The sequence below is a fragment of the Sphingobium sp. genome, from assembly GCF_041987595.1.
GTDB lineage: Bacteria > Pseudomonadota > Alphaproteobacteria > Sphingomonadales > Sphingomonadaceae > Sphingobium.
The window spans coordinates 1-14725 of sequence record NZ_JBHIWJ010000098.1 but is presented as its reverse complement, the minus strand read 5'-3'; the positions used below and the strand labels follow the sequence as shown (position 1 = coordinate 14725).

The window sequence follows — 14725 nt, the reverse complement described above, 5'->3', positions numbered from 1 at the left end:
AAGTGCCGATCCCGGCCTTGACCGACAAGGACCGCAAGGACCTCGCCTTCGCCATTCAGCAAGGCGTGGACTGGATTGGCCTGTCTTTCGTCCAACGCCCTGAAGACCTTGCCGAAGCGCGCAAGCTGATGGGCGGCTATGGCGCGCTGATGGCGAAGATTGAGAAGCCCTCGGCCGTGCAGCGGCTGGAGGAGATCATCGAACTGGCCGATGGCGTGATGGTGGCGCGTGGCGATCTGGGCGTGGAATTGCCGCCGCAGGCAGTGCCGCCGCTCCAGAAGCAGATCGTGGCGAGCGCCCGGCGCATGGGCCGCCCGGTGGTGGTGGCGACGCAGATGCTCGAATCGATGATCAAGGCGCCGACGCCGACCCGCGCCGAAGTCTCAGACGTCGCGACGGCGGTTTATGATGGCGCCGACGCGATCATGCTGTCGGCCGAGACGGCGGCGGGCGACTGGCCGGTCGAGGCGGTGGCGATGATGGACAGCATCGCCCATAGCGTGGAGCGCGATCCGGGCTATTTCGGGCGTCTGCATTATACCGAGACCAAGCCCGATCCAACGACCGCCGATGCTCTGGCGGAGGGAGCGGGCGGCATCGTCTCCGTCGTCGGGGCGAGCGCGATCACCTGCTTCACTTCCTCTGGCAGCACGGTGCGCCGTGTGGCGCGCGAGCGGCCGATGACGCCGATTCTGGCGCTGACCCCTCGACAGGACACGGCGCGCAAGCTGGGGCTGACCTGGGGCGTGCATGCCGTGCGGACCAAGGACATCGGTACGTTCGAGGAAATGATTGGCAAGGCCCGCCGCATGGCGTTGCGGCACGACATGGTGATGAAGGGCGGCAAGATCGTCGTTCTGGCCGGCGTTCCCTTCGGCACGCCGGGATCGACCAACGTGCTGCACGTTGCCGCGATTCGGGGTGATGAACTCAGAGGGCGGGACGAGGCTTAAAGCAGGCCCAGCGCGGCCAGTTCCGCCCGCAGCGTGGCTGCGTCGCGGAACAGGTGGCCGCGCATACCCTCCGCCTGCGCCGCGAGGACATTTTCCTCGCGGTCATCGATGAAGAGGGCCTGTTCGGCTGCCACGCCGAATCGGGCGAGGGCGAGCCGGTAGATGGCCGGTTCCGGCTTCACCAGCCTTTCGACGCCGGACACGACGATGTCGCGGAAGGGCGCGAAGAGCGCCGCTTCTCGGGCGCGGAAGGGCGTCCAGAACTCCGCGCTGAAATTGGTGATGGCGAAGAGGGGGACGCCCGCACCGTCCAGGTCCCGGACGATGCCGGGCATGCCTTCGATCGCCGGGCCGACGCTGTCGATGAACCTGTCGCCCCAGAGGCGAATCAGGTCGGCGCGGTCGGGGTGACAAGCGATGAGTTCGGCGCTGGTTTCTGCAAAGGGGCGCCCCGCATCATGCTGGAAATGCCATTCCGGCGTCACCACATCCCGCAGAAACGCGTCAAGCGCCCGATCGTCATCGATCAGGCGCTCGTACAGAATCCGGGGATTCCAGTGGTAGAGGACATTGCCGACGTCGAAGATGACGGCGGCAATTTCCGCCATTTGCTCAGCCCTGGCGGGCCTTGAAGCGGCGGTTGGTCTTGTTGATGACATAGGTGCGGCCGCGACGGCGGATCACGCGGTTATCCCGGTGACGGCCCTTGAGCGACTTGAGCGAATTGCGGATCTTCATGGAACCAGCCTTTGAATGAATCTTGCGTGATCGAAAATCGAAGCGCAGCCCCTATGGGCGGGGCAGCGGAAAGTCAAGGGTAGCTGCGGGTATTTTGCGCCCGTTCATCCCCCGTGCAGCAAATCCGTGGCTTCACGCTTTTAGGGGATTGGCGACGCGGTGTCGTGTAGAGGTTGATATTCTTCGGAGTTGAAGTCCATGTTGAAAAAGATCGCCTTTTCCTCGCTGCTCGCCCTTTCGCTGGCTGCCTGCGCCACCGCCGTTCCGCCGGTGGAGGTGACCCGCTTCCACATCGATAATCCCCCGCGCAGCGGATCGATTGCGGTCGAGGAAATGGCCGGGAATCCCGACGTCGGTCTGGAGTTCCGCACCTATGCCGCGGCCGTGGATCAGGAATTGCAGCGGGTGGGCTTCAGCCGAACGGGGGAGGGCGTCAAAAGCGACTATGTGGCGCTGGTCGGCTTCCGCCGGACCTTCCGGGAACCCAATGACTATGCGGCCAATCGCAAGCCGGTGAGCGTCGGCGTGGGCGGGGCCGTGGGCAGCGGCGGCTATTCGGGCCTGGGTCTTGGCATCGGGATCAACCTGTCGGGCAAGCCGAAGGGCCAGGTCGTCACCGAATTGCAGGTGCAGATCCGGCGGCGTTCCGATTCGACCACCATCTGGGAAGGCCGCGCCCAGACGCAGGCGCGGGAAGGCTCGCCCGCCTCGCAGCCGGGGCTGGCGGCGCAAAAGCTCGCCGCAGCGCTGATCGGGGGCTATCCGGGGGAATCGGGGCGCACTATAACCGTCAAATGAGCATCTCCATCACCAGTGCCTTCGACAGCGGGAACATCCGCGTTCTTTCCATCACCGACAGCCAGACCAGCGTTCGCGCCGAGCTGGAGATCGTCAAGGACCGGCAGAGCGACTTCTACCAATGGTTTCATTTCCGCGTGGCGGGCGTCGCCGGGCGCGAGGTGGAACTGGCGATCACCAATTGCGGCGCGTCGGCCTATCCCGATGGCTGGCCGAACTATAAGGCAAGGGTTAGCGAGGACCGGGAGAACTGGTATCTGGCCGACACCGCCTATGCCGACGGCACGCTGACGATCCGCCTGTCGCCCGACGTCAATGCCGTGTGGCTTGCCTATTTCGCGCCCTATTCGATGGAGCGGCACCATGATCTGGTCGCCTGGGCCGCCACCCAGCCGGGCGTCGAGCATCGGGAACTGGGCCTGACGCTGGACAGGCAGCCGCTGGACATGCTGATGCTGGGCGAGGGGCCGAAGAAAGTCTGGCTCTATGCCCGCCAGCATCCGGGCGAAAGCATGGCCGAGTGGTGGATGGAAGGCGCGCTGGAGCGGCTGTGCGATGAAGAGGATGCCGTGGCGCGGCTTCTGCGCAAAAAGGCGACCTTCTATATCGTGCCTAACATGAATCCCGATGGCAGCCGTCGCGGGCATCTGCGCACCAATGCGGTGGGGATAAACCTCAACCGCGAATGGCACGAGCCGTCGATGGAACGCAGCCCCGAAGTGTTCATGACGCGGGCGGCGATGGATGATACGGGCGTGGACTTCGCCATGGACGTGCATGGGGACGAGGCGATTCCGGCCGTATTTCTGGCGGGATTTGAGGGGATTCCCTCGATCACGGACCGGCAACTCAGCCTGTATCACCGCTATCGCGACACGCTTGCCGCCCGGACGCCGGATTTCCAGACGAAGAGGGGCTATCCGGTCGCCCCGGAAGGGAAGGCGAATCTCTCCATGTCGACCAATCAGGTTGCCGAGCGCTTCGGCGCGGTGGCGATGACGCTGGAAATGCCGTTCAAGGACAATGACGACCTGCCCGATGCCGATTTCGGCTGGTCTCCGGCGCGCTCGATCCAGTTGGGCAAGGACTGCCTTGGCGTGCTGGCGGAATTGATCGACGAAATCTGACGGGCACTGATCCTCCCCATCGCGGGATGGGGGGATTTTCGGGCTGCGGTTTATGCGAACAGGTCGCCGAGGAAATCGACCATGGCGCGGAAGCTGCGGCGGTCGGCATCGGGCTGATAGGCGAGACCCTTTTCCGGCATTTTCGCGTCATGGTCGGTAAAGCCATGGCCGGTCTGGCCATAGGCGTGAATCTGCCAGTCGCATCCCGCCTCCGTCAGTTCCCTTGCGAGCGCGACGGTCGCCTCCGGGGGTGCGATCGGGTCGTCCCAGCCGTGGCAGATCAGCAGCTTTGCCGTGATGACCGCGTTGGGAAAGGGCGGGGCATCATAGACGCCATGAAAGCTGACGCCCCCGGCAATGTCTGCGCCGCTGCGGGCAAGGTCGAGCACGCATTTGCCGCCGAAGCAGAAGCCGATCGCCGCTGTCCGTCCCTCATCCACCTCGTCCAGCGATTTCATCCGCGCGTGGACGGCGTTGAGACGGTCGCGGAACAGGGCGCGATCGTCGTTGAGTTCGGTCATGTAGCGGCCCATGTCCGGGTCGGCGCGGGTGGTGCGCCTGCCCTGGCCGAAAATGTCCGCGACGAACACGGCATAGCCCAGGGCGGCAACCCGTTCGGCATAGGCGAAATCGGCTTCCTTGGTTCCCAGCACATTGGGGAACAGCAGGATGCCGGGGCGCGGTTCGGGCGCGGCGTCGTCGAAGACGGCCATGCTTTCGAACAGGCCGCCGGGGCCTTCATGGACGATGACGCGGCGAGTGATGGGCATGAGGCCGATACCTTTTCCGGGGGCGTTGCCGCAAAATTAGGGAAGTTTGGTTGATCGGCAAGGCGCTGGATCGATTTTGGTCGTGGGACGGGGCGTTGCTGGAGCATTTTCCGGGCAGGTCGAATCACCAGCTGGCTTGGAAAAGGCTGAAAACACAGGCCTGGAGCAGCCGAACCGATGCAATCGGGTCGGAAGCTGCTCTAGTCGCATGGGAAGCCGCAACGCCCGTCCGTCAAAGGCTGCCGAAGCCCGGCGCTTCGCCCCGCGCGTTGCCGTCGATGCGGCGCGGCCGTTTCCATCCGATTTGCGGGCGCTTGCGCAGGCGGAGCGTGGGCCAGTCGCCGCGGTCGGAACGCTCGGCCAGCCGCATGCCTTCCGCCCGATAGGCGGCGAGCACGGCATCGGCCTGTTCGCGGAGAAGTCCGGCAAGGACAATGGTGCCGCCTTCCTCGACCAGCGCGCAGAGCGAAGGAGCGAGTTCAATCAACGGGCCGGCCAGGATATTGGCGATCAGCAGATCGTAGGGCGCGCGGGTGACAATGGCGGGATGATCCACGCCAGCCGCCGTATACAGCGCAAGCTGGCCCTGCGCCCTGCCCAGCGGAATGGCGTTGGTGGCGGCGTTTTCGGCGCTGATTGCGACGGCGACGGGATCGATGTCCGACGCGGTTGCATAAGCGCGGGGCCACAGATGCAGCGCGGCGAAGGCGAGCAGTCCGGTGCCGGTGCCGATGTCGGCGACGTTGCCGAATCGCATGCCGACGCGGCGCATCCGGTCGAGCATCGTCAGGCAGCCCGCCGTGGTCTCATGCTGACCGGTGCCGAAAGCGCGGCTCGCTTCAATCAGAAGGTTGACATGGCCGGCTCGCTCGGGGTCTGTCGCGATGTTGCGGACGTGGAAGCGTCCGGCGGTCACGGGTTCCAGCCCCTGTTGGCTGAGTGTCACCCAATCCTCGTCGGGCAGCTGTTCGACCTGGGGCTTGATGCCCGCCGCGCTGGGGACGAGCGTGCGCAAAAGCTTGATCGCGGCGGGACTCGGCTGCCCTTCGAAGTAGGCGTCGAGGCGCCAGCTGTCTTCCCCCCGCCCTTCGTCGCCGTCCGATTCCGCCTCGCTGGTCATCAGCACGGGCGGGCGGTCCATCAGTGCGAAGGCCGCGATGTCGCCGTCCAGCGCCTCCGCCTCGGCGCGCGTGCAGGGCAGCGTGACTTTCCAGCTTTGGGCTTTGGCGCCGGATTCGCCGTGGAGGGCAATGCCGGAAGGTGCGGGGGCGGCTTCGTCGTTCATGCCGCCGCCTTTAGACCCTGGACGATGCGAGGGGAAGCCGCTGCGGCCATTCTGATGGCAGAAGGCAGGGCAGGAAAAAGGGCCGGTCCTTTTTCGGACCGGCCCTCCCTTCATGACGCTCTGGAGTGTCGGGATGCTTCAGAATTTGAAGTCGAGACGGGCATAATAGTAGCCGCCCGAGGTGCCATAGGCGCCGTGGCCATAATAGCCGTTCCAGGTGGTCGACCCGTTTTCGTAGGGCGACTGGCCGGGCGCAACCGTCACGCCGGTCAGCAGCTTGGGCTTTTCGGGGCGCTTGTTGAACAGATTGTTCGAACCCACCGAGAAGGTGACATGATCTGTGAAGTCATAGCCCAGTTCCAGGTCGGTGATGCCCGTGGCCTTTACCACGCCGTCGCGGGGGGCGAGGCCGCTGATTGCGGAGGTGACCAGCACGCTGCTCTTGCCGTAGAAGGTTTCACGCACATTGGCGGTAAACCTGCCGCTGGTGAACAGCAGGCCCCAGCCGATCTTATATCTGGGCGAGGCGTCCTCGATATAGCTTTCCGACGTGGCGTTGAACAGCGTCGGAATCTTGTTCTTCGTGATCTTCGTGGTGTTGTAGTTGGCCGAAAGCGAGATATCGAGCTTCCCAAAGTCGAGCGCGACCGGATAGCGCGCCGAGAGGTCCACGCCCCAGGTGCGCGTGTCGATGCCGTTGGTGAAGCTGGCCGCGCCCACGGTCGGCACGTTGTCGATCGGCACGCCGCGCGCGGCGATGGCGTCCAGCACGGCCTGACCGCCCGGCTGCAGGGTGCCGCTGATCAGGGCATAGAGCGGCGCGGTCAGCGCGATGCGGTCCTTGATCTTGATGTAATAGCCGTCCAGCGTGATCGCCAGCTTGGGGATGGGGCGCAACACGATGCCGCCGGAGAAGTTGGTCGACTTTTCCGGCTTGAGCGCCGGGAAGCCCAGCAGCGCGCCCGCGACCGAGCCGGGCGGCAGTTGCAGGATGGCGCTGGTCGGGCTGACGTTGGTGGAGGAATAGAAGCTTTCCGCCATGGTCGGCGCGCGGAAGCCGGTGCTGGCCGTACCGCGGATCGCGAAGGCGTCGGAGAAGTCGTAGCGCGTCGTGATCTTGCCGATCTGGGTGTCGCCAAAGTCGCTATAATCTTCGTACCGGCCGGCCAGGTCGACGGTCCAGCCCTCCACCGGATTCAGGATGAAGTCGACATAGACGGCCTTCACCTGACGCTTCGCATCGACGACGTCGCTGGCGCGATAACCGGGGAAGGACTGACCGCCCTCCAGATAGGTCGAATAATAGTCGCCCTGACCGATGGCATAGGTTTCTTTGCGATATTCGCCGCCAAAGGCGAAGGTCAGCGGCTGCGCCAGCCCGATGTCGAATTCCTTGCGGATGTCGAGCGTGGTGGTGAGCTGGGTATTTTTGAACGAGCCGTCATAGAAGCTGGTCGGGGTGTTCGGCACGATGCTCGGATTGGTGAGCGACGCATTATAGGTGTTGATCCAGAGCGACCGGTTGGCGGAATCGATCGTCCAGATATTGTTCTTGTCCGATCCATAGGTGGTGCTGAAGTCGTAGTTCCAGCCCGATGCCTCGCCTTTGGCGCCAACGGTGAAGCTGTATTCCTTTTGCTCGACCTTCTGCTGCGGCACCATGCCGTAAGTGCCCGTGTCGCCGAAGCAGGTGGCCGGATTGGACGCGACGGCGCAGATGCGGCTCGGCACGCGATAGCCCTGATAGGCATAGCCCAGACGGTGCGAGACGTCGCCGAAGCTGTAGAGTTCGACCCCGCCGAAATCATAGCCCATATTGTAGAAGAGGATGTTGAGCGTCGATTTTGCCTGCCCGCCGTTGATGCCGTTCAGGTCCAGATCCGCCCAGGCGGGGTTGTAATAACCGCTGCCGGTGGGGCTGGTATAGCCGGTCTTGTTGCCTGCGGTCGTATACCAGGGATTGCCGTTGATGTCGGAAATCGCGACCTGGCCCGTGCCGGTGGTGGTGTAATCCTGGCGCCGATGGAAGCCGGTCAGATTGAAATAGCCGTCCTCGCCCAGTTTGAATCCGACATTGCCGCTGGCCGAGAAGGTTTCGCCCTCGCTGTCATAATATTGGCCGCCGGTAACCTTGAAGCTGCCGCCTTCGCTCTGATCCTTGAGGATGATGTTGACGACGCCGGCAATGGCGTCTGTGCCATATTGGGCGGCGGCGCCTTCCTGAAGGATTTCGATGCGCGACACGGCGTCGGGCGGGATCAGGTCGATGCTGGGCGCGGCCGAACCGCCGAAGGGCCCTGCGATCACCTGAAGAATGGCCGATCCATGGCGGCGCTTGCCATTGACCATGACCAGGGTGTGGTTCGGGCTGAGGCCGCGCAGTCGGGCCGACAGCGAGAAGTTCGACATGTCGGTACCCTGCGTCTGGGCCGTAAAGCTGGGGACGATCTGGGTCAGGGCCTGATTGAGATTGGGCTGGCCGACATGGCTGAGCGCTTCGTCGGACAGAACCTGGACCGGCGCGGCGCTGTCGGCGGCCTGCATGCCGACGGCGCGGGTGCCGGTGACGATGATGGCGGTGCCTTCGTCGGCCTGCGGCGCCTCCTGCGCCATGGCGCAGGCCGACCAGGAAGAGGCCAGCACAAGTGAAAGTCGAAGAGCGGATAGTCTGGTCATATATGCCCCCTGTTCTGCATTTATGTTTGACAAGGGGGTCAACGAAGCGGCTGCTTCAAACCTCTATTGCGGCGCACAAAATTGTAAGAAAAATGGAATATTATTCGTTCATTTCAGCTGAAAATCAGATCAGTCTGCTATGCTGCGTCGCGGTTTGACAATTGATATGCGTGCAAGCCTCCCTGCGCATTTTGCAAGCAGGACGCATGGCGGATTTTTCATCGTACTTCGTTCTGGCAGTTTCTGGGATTCAGTTTGTCAGGGCGGCTCCGATCAGTGCGCGGCCTTCCTTGCTGGTCCAGTCCATCGCGCCGACCACGCGCACCATTTCCTTGCCCTGCGCGTCATAGATGACCGTAGTGGGCAGCATGCCCGTGTTGTAGTGGAAGCCGAACTGGTTTTCCGGGTCGATCCAGCCCTTGAGGTGGGGCAGGGGGTGCTTCTCGAAAAAGGGCTTGATGACCTGCTCGCCCTGACTGTCCTGGGAGATGGTGAGGACGGCGAGACCCTTCTTCCCATAGTCCGCTGCGATGGCATCCAGCGTCGGCATTTCCGCGACGCAGGGCGCGCACCATGTCGCCCAGAGATTGACCAGCACCGGCTTGCCCGCAAAGTCGCTCAGCTTCGCGTCGCTGCCGTCCGGCGCCTGGAAGGTGAAGTCGGGGGCGGGAGTGCCCGCCTTCGACCTGTCAAGCGTATAGCTGAACGCGCCTTTCTGGCTTTGCGCGGGGCCGGTGACCTCCTCGCTGGTGGCGGTGGGGCCTTGCCCGGCGGGCGGGGATTGCTTATCGCACGCGCCAAGGCCAGCCAGCAGGAGCAGTGTCATTACGCAGGGCAATGAAGATCGGATTGGGGAAGATCGCACGGGGAAAAGCTCCAACAGCATGTGGGGCGGACGCTTCGCGGCCGGTCCGGCTTCGGTCATGCGGGAGATAAATGCGTCGATCCCGTTCGACAAGCGCCTGTGGAGACAGGATATCGCCGGGTCGAAGGCGCATGTCGCCATGCTGGCGAAACAGGATATCGTGGCGCAGGCGGATGCCGACGCGATTTCCGCCGGGCTGGACCAGATCGCCGCCGAATATGCAGCGAACGGCGTTCCGGTCAATCTGGACCTGGAAGACATTCACATGGTCACGGAGTCGCGGCTGGCCGAGCTGATCGGCCCGGCCGCGGGGCGGCTGCACACGGCGCGCTCGCGCAACGATCAGGTGGCCACGGACTTCCGCCTTTGGGTACGCGACGCCATCGATGAGGTCGAGGCTGGCTTGCAAGGCCTGCAGGCCATGCTGCTCGCCCGCGCAGAGGAACATGCCGATGCAGTGATGCCCGGCTTCACCCACCTTCAGTCCGCGCAGCCGGTGACCTTGGGCCATCATCTGATGGCCTATCATGAGATGGTCCGTCGCGACCGCAGCCGCTTTGCCGATGCGCGCGAGCGGCTCAACGAATGTCCGCTGGGCGCGGCGGCGCTGGCCGGGACGGGTTTCCCCATCGACCGGCATGCGACGGCGGCGGCATTGGGTTTCGCCAAGCCGACCGACAACAGCCTGGACAGCGTGTCGGATCGCGACTTCGCGCTCGATTATCTGATGGCAGCGACCCAGTGCAGCCTGCACCTGTCGCGCCTCGCCGAAGAGTTCATCATCTGGGCGAGCCAGCCCTTCGGCTTCGTCAAGCTGCCCGACGCCTATTCGACTGGCAGCTCGATCATGCCGCAGAAGCGCAACCCCGACGCGGCCGAGCTGGTGCGCGGCCATGCTGGCCGGATCATGGGCTGCATGACCGCGCTGTGCGTCACGATGAAGGGCCTGCCCCTTGCCTATTCGAAGGACATGCAGGACGACAAGCCGCCGGTGTTCGAGGCGCATGATCTGCTGGGGCTGAGCATCGCGGCGATGACGGGCATGATCGAGACCGTCACCTTCCGCACCGACCGGATGCGGGGGCTGGCGGAAAGCGGTTTCGCCACCGCCACGGACCTCGCCGACTGGCTGGTGCGGGAGGGCAATATACCCTTCCGCGAGGCGCATCATATTACGGGCCGCGCGGTTGCGGCGGCGGAAGCGGCGGGCGTGCAGCTGGCCGATCTGCCGATCGAGACGCTGAAGGCCATTGATGCGCGGATCGATGACCGTATCTATGCAGTGCTGACGGTCGATGCGTCGGTCGCCAGCCGCAGGAGCCATGGCGGCACTGCGCCCGATCAGGTGCGGGCGCGGATCGCGCAGGCCCGGAAGAACGCGGAAGGGCAGCAGAAGTGATGGATGCACGGATCGCCAAGGGACTTGCACTGGCCGCGCTGGCGCTGGCGCTGGCGTCCTGCGGCGGCCGTCAGCCGCTCAAACCCGTGCAGGGCCAGCGCATGCCCGCCGTTCCGGTGGGCGCGCCGACGGCGCCGACGGCAGCCCAGCTGACCACGCCCTCGATTCAGGCGCGCCCGGAACGGAATGTCGAACTGCTGACCCAATCGAAGGTGCGCGGCGACGACCAGTTCGACCTGCCGCCCGAGAGCGACCCCAAATAAGATTTCTCTAGGATAAAAGCCTTGGACCATTTTACCTATGTCGACGGCGCCATGCTGGTGGAGCAGGTGCCGATGGCGGACATCGCGGCGCAGGTGGGCACGCCTGTCTATATCTATTCGACGGCGACCCTGACCCGTCATGTCGGCGTGTTTCGCGAGGGGCTGTCGCAGCTCGATGATCCGCTGATCGCCTTTGCGGTGAAGGCCAATCCGAATGCGGCCGTGCTGGCGACGCTGGCCCGGCTGGGCCTCGGCGCGGATGTGGTGTCCGCGGGCGAACTGCTGCGCGCCGTCGCAGCGGGCATCCCCGCCAACCGCATCGTCTTTTCGGGCGTGGGCAAGACCGCCCAGGAAATGCGCATCGCGCTCGAGCAGGGCATCTACCAGTTCAATCTGGAGAGCGAACCGGAAGCGGAAATGCTGTCCGAAGTCGCACTGTCGATGGGGAAGAAGGCCCCGGTCGCCTATCGCATCAATCCCGATGTCGACGCGGGCACCCATGCCAAGATCTCGACCGGCAAGTCCGAAAACAAGTTCGGCATCCCCTATGACCGGGCGCTGGCCAGCTATGCCGCCGCCGGCGCGCTTCCCGGCCTCGATGTGCAGGGTGTGGCGGTGCATATCGGCAGCCAGCTGACCGACCTCAAGCCACTGGAAGCCGCCTTCATCAAGGTCGGTGCGCTGATCGAGAAGCTGCGCGGCGAAGGCCATGACATCCGCACGGCCGACCTCGGCGGCGGCCTCGGCGTGCCCTATGATCCTTCGCAGCCGCTGCCGCCCAGCCCCGCCGACTATGGCGCGATGGTGACAAAGGTTACGCAGGGCTGGAATGTCCGCCTGATGTTCGAGCCGGGCCGCCTGATCGTCGGCAATGCGGGCGTGCTGCTGTCGCAGGTGGTGCGGGTGAAGCAGGGCGCGCAGGCGCCTTTCGTGATTGTCGACGCGGCGATGAACGACCTGCTGCGGCCCAGCCTCTACGATGCCTGGCACGATATCCGCGCCGTGCATCCCAAGGGCAACCGTGCCGCCGCGAACGTCGTGGGTCCCGTCTGCGAAACGGGCGATACCTTCGCCATGCACCGCGACATGGATGTGGTGGGTGCAGGCGATCTGGTCGCCTTCATGACCGCGGGGGCCTATGGCGCGACCATGGCGAGTACCTATAACAGCCGTGCGCTGACCCCCGAAGTGCTGGTTTCGGGCGATAAATGGGCCGTGGTCCGCGCCCGTCCCCCGATCGAGGCGCTGATCGAGGGCGACAGCATCCCCGACTGGGTGCAGGACTGATGCAGAGCCTGCCCGTCTTTCTGCGGTTGCAAGGGCGGGCCGTCATTCTGACGGGCAAAGGCGAGGCGGCGGACGCCAAGCGCCGCCTGCTCGAACGGGCCGGCGCGCGGATCGTGGGAGAGGCGGAAGAAGCTGCGCTCGCCATCGTCTCGGACGGCGACGAACCGACCGTGGCCCGGCTTCAGGCGCGCGGCATATTGGTGAACGCCACCGACAGGCCGGAGCTTTGCGACTTCACGCTCCCCGCGATCGTCGACCGGGAGCCGGTGCTGATCGCCATCGGCACGGGCGGCGCGTCGGCGGGGCTGGCCAAGGCGCTGCGCCAGCGGATCGAGGCGTTGCTGCCTGCCCGGCTGGGGGCACTGGCGACGGCGCTTTATGATGCGCGCAGCGCGATCCGGGCGCGCTGGCCCGCTGCGGCGGCGCGACGGCGGGCGATCGATGCCGGACTGGCGGCTGGCGGGCCGATCGACCCGCTGTCGGACAAGGCGGCGGACGCAGTGCCGGACTGGCTGGCCGGGGGTGCCGACGTGGATGCCAGCCGGCTCGAAGTCGTCCGCCTGCTCTCCGCCGACCCCGATGATCTGACGCTGCGTGCAGCCCGGCTTCTGGGGGAGGCGGATCGCGTCTATCATGCGCCCGACGTGCCTGCTGCCATACTCGACCGGGCGCGGGCCGATGCCGCGCGCATCGAAGCCCTCGCCCCTCCGGCGCGACCGGGCGAGGGGCTCTCGCTCTGGCTGGAGAGGGTGCCATAAGCCGGGTCTTTCTCTTCGACGGCGCTCAGGCGCGGGAAATCTCGCTCGATGAATTTTGTGATCGGGCCGAAGACGCGCCGTTCAGCTGGATTCATGCCGATGGCTGGCGCGAAGATGCGCGGGTGGTGGCGTCACGCTGCGATCATATGCCGGAAGCCGCGCTCTCTGCCCTGCTGGCGCAGGAAACCCGGCCCCGCTGCACGCTGATGGCGCATGGCGCGCTGGTGAACCTGCGCGGTCTGGGGGCGGCCGATGACGGGCTTGGCGATCCGCTGGTGTCGATCCGCCTCTGGGCCGAACAGGCGCGGGTGATCTCCGTCAGCTACCGCCCGCTCGCCGCGATGGAGCCGGTGCGGGCGCAGATGCTGGCGGGCGCGATTCGCGATCCCGGCGACCTGATCGCGGCCTTTGCCCAACAGATCACCGAGGCGCTGGACCCGGAAGTCGCTGACCTGGGCGACGGGCTGGATGAGATTGAAAGCGCGCTGACCGAACATGGTCCCGCGGAAGCGCGGCGGCGCGTGTCGGAAATTCGGGCAAGCGCCATCAGCTACCGCCGCTTCATCGCCCCGCAACGGCAGGCGCTTGAACGGCTGTCGGCGGCGGAAACGGTCTGGCTGGAACCCGATGACCGGCTGCACTTGCAGGAGGCGGCTGACCGCTGCGCCCGCATGGCGGAGGAACTGGAGGCGGTGCGTGAACGCTCCGCGCTGGCGCATGAAGAACTGACCGACCTGCGCGCCGAGCAGATGAACCGGCAGGCGCTTATCATTTCCGTCGTCGCGCTCGTGTTCCTGCCGCTGACCTTCCTGACCGGCCTGCTGGGCATGAATGTCGACGGCATTCCCTTTGCCCACGAACCCTGGGCCTTTTGGGGGGTGGTCGGCGTCTGCATCGTGATGGCGGTGGGAATCAGCGGCTGGTTCGCCGCGACGCAGTGGTTGAAATAACGCGGTCGAAGGGGCCCGATCAGTTGCGCGTGCCGTTGAGCCGCGCGATCTCGTCGTGCAGCGCCTGGATCGAAGAAACCAGCCGCGCCCGGTCCGCTTGCATTTCCGCCAGCGCATCGCGGGTTTCTCCCAGTTCCAGTGCGCGGCGGGCAATGCGGGCGTCCAGTTCGGCATTGTGGCGGGACAATGTGCCCATCTGTTCCGCACGGGCGCAAAGATGGCGCAGGCGCGCATCGAGCACGTCGAAATCATAGGGCTTCACGATATGATCGTCAGCGCCCGCTTCCAGCGCCTCGATGGCGGAAACAGCGTCGTTCCGCCCACCGATCATCACGAAGCAGGCGGTGTTGACAAGGCCTGCGGCGCGAATCTTGCGCATGGTGGCGATGCCGGACAGCAGCGTCATGCCCATGTCGATCAGAATGATGTCGACCGGCCGGGCCACCAGCATGGAGAGCGCGGAAAAGCCGTTCTCCGACAGCGCGACGTCATAGCCCATATGCGACAGGCGCCGGGCGATGACGGCGCGCGCGGTGGAATCCTCGTCGACGAGCAGCACGCGCAGCCGTCGCGCGGACCGCGAGGCTTCGGCCATTTGCCCATGCTGGTGCTGACGAATCGCGTTGCGCTTCCAAAATTGCATGGCGTCCCACCTCCTGCCGTGCGTGCAGGGTAGGATCGGGGGAAGAAGAAATGGTTAACGTGGTGGGCCGGACGGCTCTGGCGCGTATGCGCGCAGGAAACAATCAAGGGCAAAGCTGACGTCGGCTTCAATCTGCTCTCTGGTTGGCGCTTCGATCTGTCCTATCAGCATGAGTTGGTGGCAGCCCGACAGAATCAGCATCATCAAAGTGCG

At 65.0% G+C, this 14725-nt stretch carries 15 protein-coding genes; 8 read left to right on the top strand and 7 right to left on the bottom strand.

What is annotated here, in order from left to right:
* Nucleotides 1-953, top strand: a 953-nt coding sequence (pyk, locus tag ACFC3J_RS18515) for a pyruvate kinase (RefSeq protein WP_375197546.1), incomplete at its 5' end; no start/stop codon positions are given.
* Here the strand turns inward: pyk and ACFC3J_RS18510 are convergent.
* Both ACFC3J_RS18510 and ykgO read right to left on the bottom strand, forming a co-directional pair.
* Nucleotides 950-1561, bottom strand: coding sequence for an HAD family hydrolase (locus tag ACFC3J_RS18510; protein WP_375197545.1), 612 nt, complete (start codon nt 1559-1561; stop codon nt 950-952). The genes pyk and ACFC3J_RS18510 overlap by 4 nt on opposite strands.
* A 4-nt stretch (nt 1562-1565) precedes the next feature.
* Nucleotides 1566-1691: a type B 50S ribosomal protein L36 gene (ykgO, locus tag ACFC3J_RS18505; protein ID WP_004210176.1), complete on the bottom strand. Its 126-nt coding sequence runs from the start codon at nt 1689-1691 to the stop codon at nt 1566-1568.
* A 198-nt stretch (nt 1692-1889) separates the two neighbouring features.
* Between ykgO and ACFC3J_RS18500 the strand changes: the two genes are divergently transcribed.
* Both ACFC3J_RS18500 and ACFC3J_RS18495 read left to right on the top strand, forming a co-directional pair.
* Nucleotides 1890-2489, top strand: a complete 600-nt coding sequence (locus ACFC3J_RS18500) for a hypothetical protein (RefSeq protein ID WP_375197544.1) — start codon at nt 1890-1892, stop codon at nt 2487-2489.
* The gene (locus ACFC3J_RS18495; protein ID WP_375197543.1) at nt 2486-3616 is read left to right on the top strand and encodes a M14-type cytosolic carboxypeptidase; all 1131 of its coding nucleotides are present in this window, start codon (nt 2486-2488) and stop codon (nt 3614-3616) included. The genes ACFC3J_RS18500 and ACFC3J_RS18495 overlap by 4 nt, the downstream gene beginning before the upstream one ends.
* Nucleotides 3617-3666: 50 nt before the next feature.
* On the opposite strand, the gene ACFC3J_RS18490 is transcribed toward ACFC3J_RS18495, so the two are convergent.
* From ACFC3J_RS18490 to ACFC3J_RS18475, 4 genes are all read right to left on the bottom strand, one after another.
* Nucleotides 3667-4386 (bottom strand): dienelactone hydrolase family protein, encoded by a 720-nt coding sequence (locus tag ACFC3J_RS18490; protein ID WP_375197542.1) that lies wholly within the window; start codon nt 4384-4386, stop codon nt 3667-3669.
* A gap of 232 nt (nt 4387-4618) precedes the next feature.
* The gene (locus ACFC3J_RS18485) at nt 4619-5671 is read right to left on the bottom strand and encodes a 50S ribosomal protein L11 methyltransferase (protein WP_375197541.1); all 1053 of its coding nucleotides are present in this window, start codon (nt 5669-5671) and stop codon (nt 4619-4621) included.
* A gap of 138 nt (nt 5672-5809) precedes the next feature.
* A complete protein-coding gene (locus ACFC3J_RS18480; RefSeq protein WP_375197540.1) occupies nt 5810-8347 on the bottom strand; it encodes a TonB-dependent receptor plug domain-containing protein in 2538 nt (845 codons plus the stop codon).
* Nucleotides 8348-8597: 250 nt separating this feature from the next.
* Complete coding sequence (locus tag ACFC3J_RS18475; RefSeq protein WP_375197539.1) at nt 8598-9173, bottom strand: TlpA family protein disulfide reductase; 576 nt, start codon at nt 9171-9173, stop codon at nt 8598-8600.
* A gap of 58 nt (nt 9174-9231) precedes the next feature.
* Between ACFC3J_RS18475 and argH the strand changes: the two genes are divergently transcribed.
* Genes argH through ACFC3J_RS18450 form a run of 5 tightly spaced genes read left to right on the top strand, consistent with a single transcriptional unit; the run spans nt 9232 to nt 13869 of the window.
* Nucleotides 9232-10611, top strand: a complete 1380-nt coding sequence (gene argH, locus ACFC3J_RS18470; RefSeq protein ID WP_375197538.1) for an argininosuccinate lyase — start codon at nt 9232-9234, stop codon at nt 10609-10611.
* Nucleotides 10611-10874 carry a hypothetical protein gene (locus ACFC3J_RS18465; RefSeq protein ID WP_375197548.1) on the top strand — a complete coding sequence of 88 codons (264 nt, stop codon included), beginning with the start codon at nt 10611-10613 and terminating at the stop codon, nt 10872-10874. The genes argH and ACFC3J_RS18465 overlap by 1 nt, the downstream gene beginning before the upstream one ends.
* A gap of 21 nt (nt 10875-10895) precedes the next feature.
* Nucleotides 10896-12161, top strand: a complete 1266-nt coding sequence (gene lysA, locus ACFC3J_RS18460) for a diaminopimelate decarboxylase (RefSeq protein WP_375197537.1) — start codon at nt 10896-10898, stop codon at nt 12159-12161.
* Nucleotides 12161-12919 (top strand): siroheme synthase, encoded by a 759-nt coding sequence (locus tag ACFC3J_RS18455; RefSeq protein WP_375197536.1) that lies wholly within the window; start codon nt 12161-12163, stop codon nt 12917-12919. Before lysA ends, ACFC3J_RS18455 begins: the two co-directional genes overlap by 1 nt.
* Nucleotides 12916-13869: a zinc transporter ZntB gene (locus tag ACFC3J_RS18450; protein ID WP_375197547.1), complete on the top strand. Its 954-nt coding sequence runs from the start codon at nt 12916-12918 to the stop codon at nt 13867-13869. Before ACFC3J_RS18455 ends, ACFC3J_RS18450 begins: the two co-directional genes overlap by 4 nt.
* A gap of 19 nt (nt 13870-13888) precedes the next feature.
* On the opposite strand, the gene ACFC3J_RS18445 is transcribed toward ACFC3J_RS18450, so the two are convergent.
* Complete coding sequence (locus ACFC3J_RS18445; protein ID WP_375197535.1) at nt 13889-14512, bottom strand: response regulator transcription factor; 624 nt, start codon at nt 14510-14512, stop codon at nt 13889-13891.
* Nucleotides 14513-14725: the final 213 nt, after the last annotated feature.

Coding starts and splice junctions, on each gene's coding strand:
- ACFC3J_RS18445 (WP_375197535.1), bottom strand. CDS start 14,512: ATGCAATTTTGGAAGCGCAACGCGATTCGTCAGCACCAGCATGGGCAA.
- argH (WP_375197538.1), top strand. CDS start 9,232: ATGTGGGGCGGACGCTTCGCGGCCGGTCCGGCTTCGGTCATGCGGGAG.
- ACFC3J_RS18485 (WP_375197541.1), bottom strand. CDS start 5,671: ATGAACGACGAAGCCGCCCCCGCACCTTCCGGCATTGCCCTCCACGGC.
- ACFC3J_RS18480 (WP_375197540.1), bottom strand. CDS start 8,347: ATGACCAGACTATCCGCTCTTCGACTTTCACTTGTGCTGGCCTCTTCC.
- ACFC3J_RS18490 (WP_375197542.1), bottom strand. CDS start 4,386: ATGCCCATCACTCGCCGCGTCATCGTCCATGAAGGCCCCGGCGGCCTG.
- ACFC3J_RS18475 (WP_375197539.1), bottom strand. CDS start 9,173: ATGACACTGCTCCTGCTGGCTGGCCTTGGCGCGTGCGATAAGCAATCC.
- ykgO (WP_004210176.1), bottom strand. CDS start 1,691: ATGAAGATCCGCAATTCGCTCAAGTCGCTCAAGGGCCGTCACCGGGAT.
- ACFC3J_RS18495 (WP_375197543.1), top strand. CDS start 2,486: ATGAGCATCTCCATCACCAGTGCCTTCGACAGCGGGAACATCCGCGTT.
- ACFC3J_RS18455 (WP_375197536.1), top strand. CDS start 12,161: ATGCAGAGCCTGCCCGTCTTTCTGCGGTTGCAAGGGCGGGCCGTCATT.
- ACFC3J_RS18500 (WP_375197544.1), top strand. CDS start 1,890: ATGTTGAAAAAGATCGCCTTTTCCTCGCTGCTCGCCCTTTCGCTGGCT.
- ACFC3J_RS18510 (WP_375197545.1), bottom strand. CDS start 1,561: ATGGCGGAAATTGCCGCCGTCATCTTCGACGTCGGCAATGTCCTCTAC.
- ACFC3J_RS18465 (WP_375197548.1), top strand. CDS start 10,611: ATGGATGCACGGATCGCCAAGGGACTTGCACTGGCCGCGCTGGCGCTG.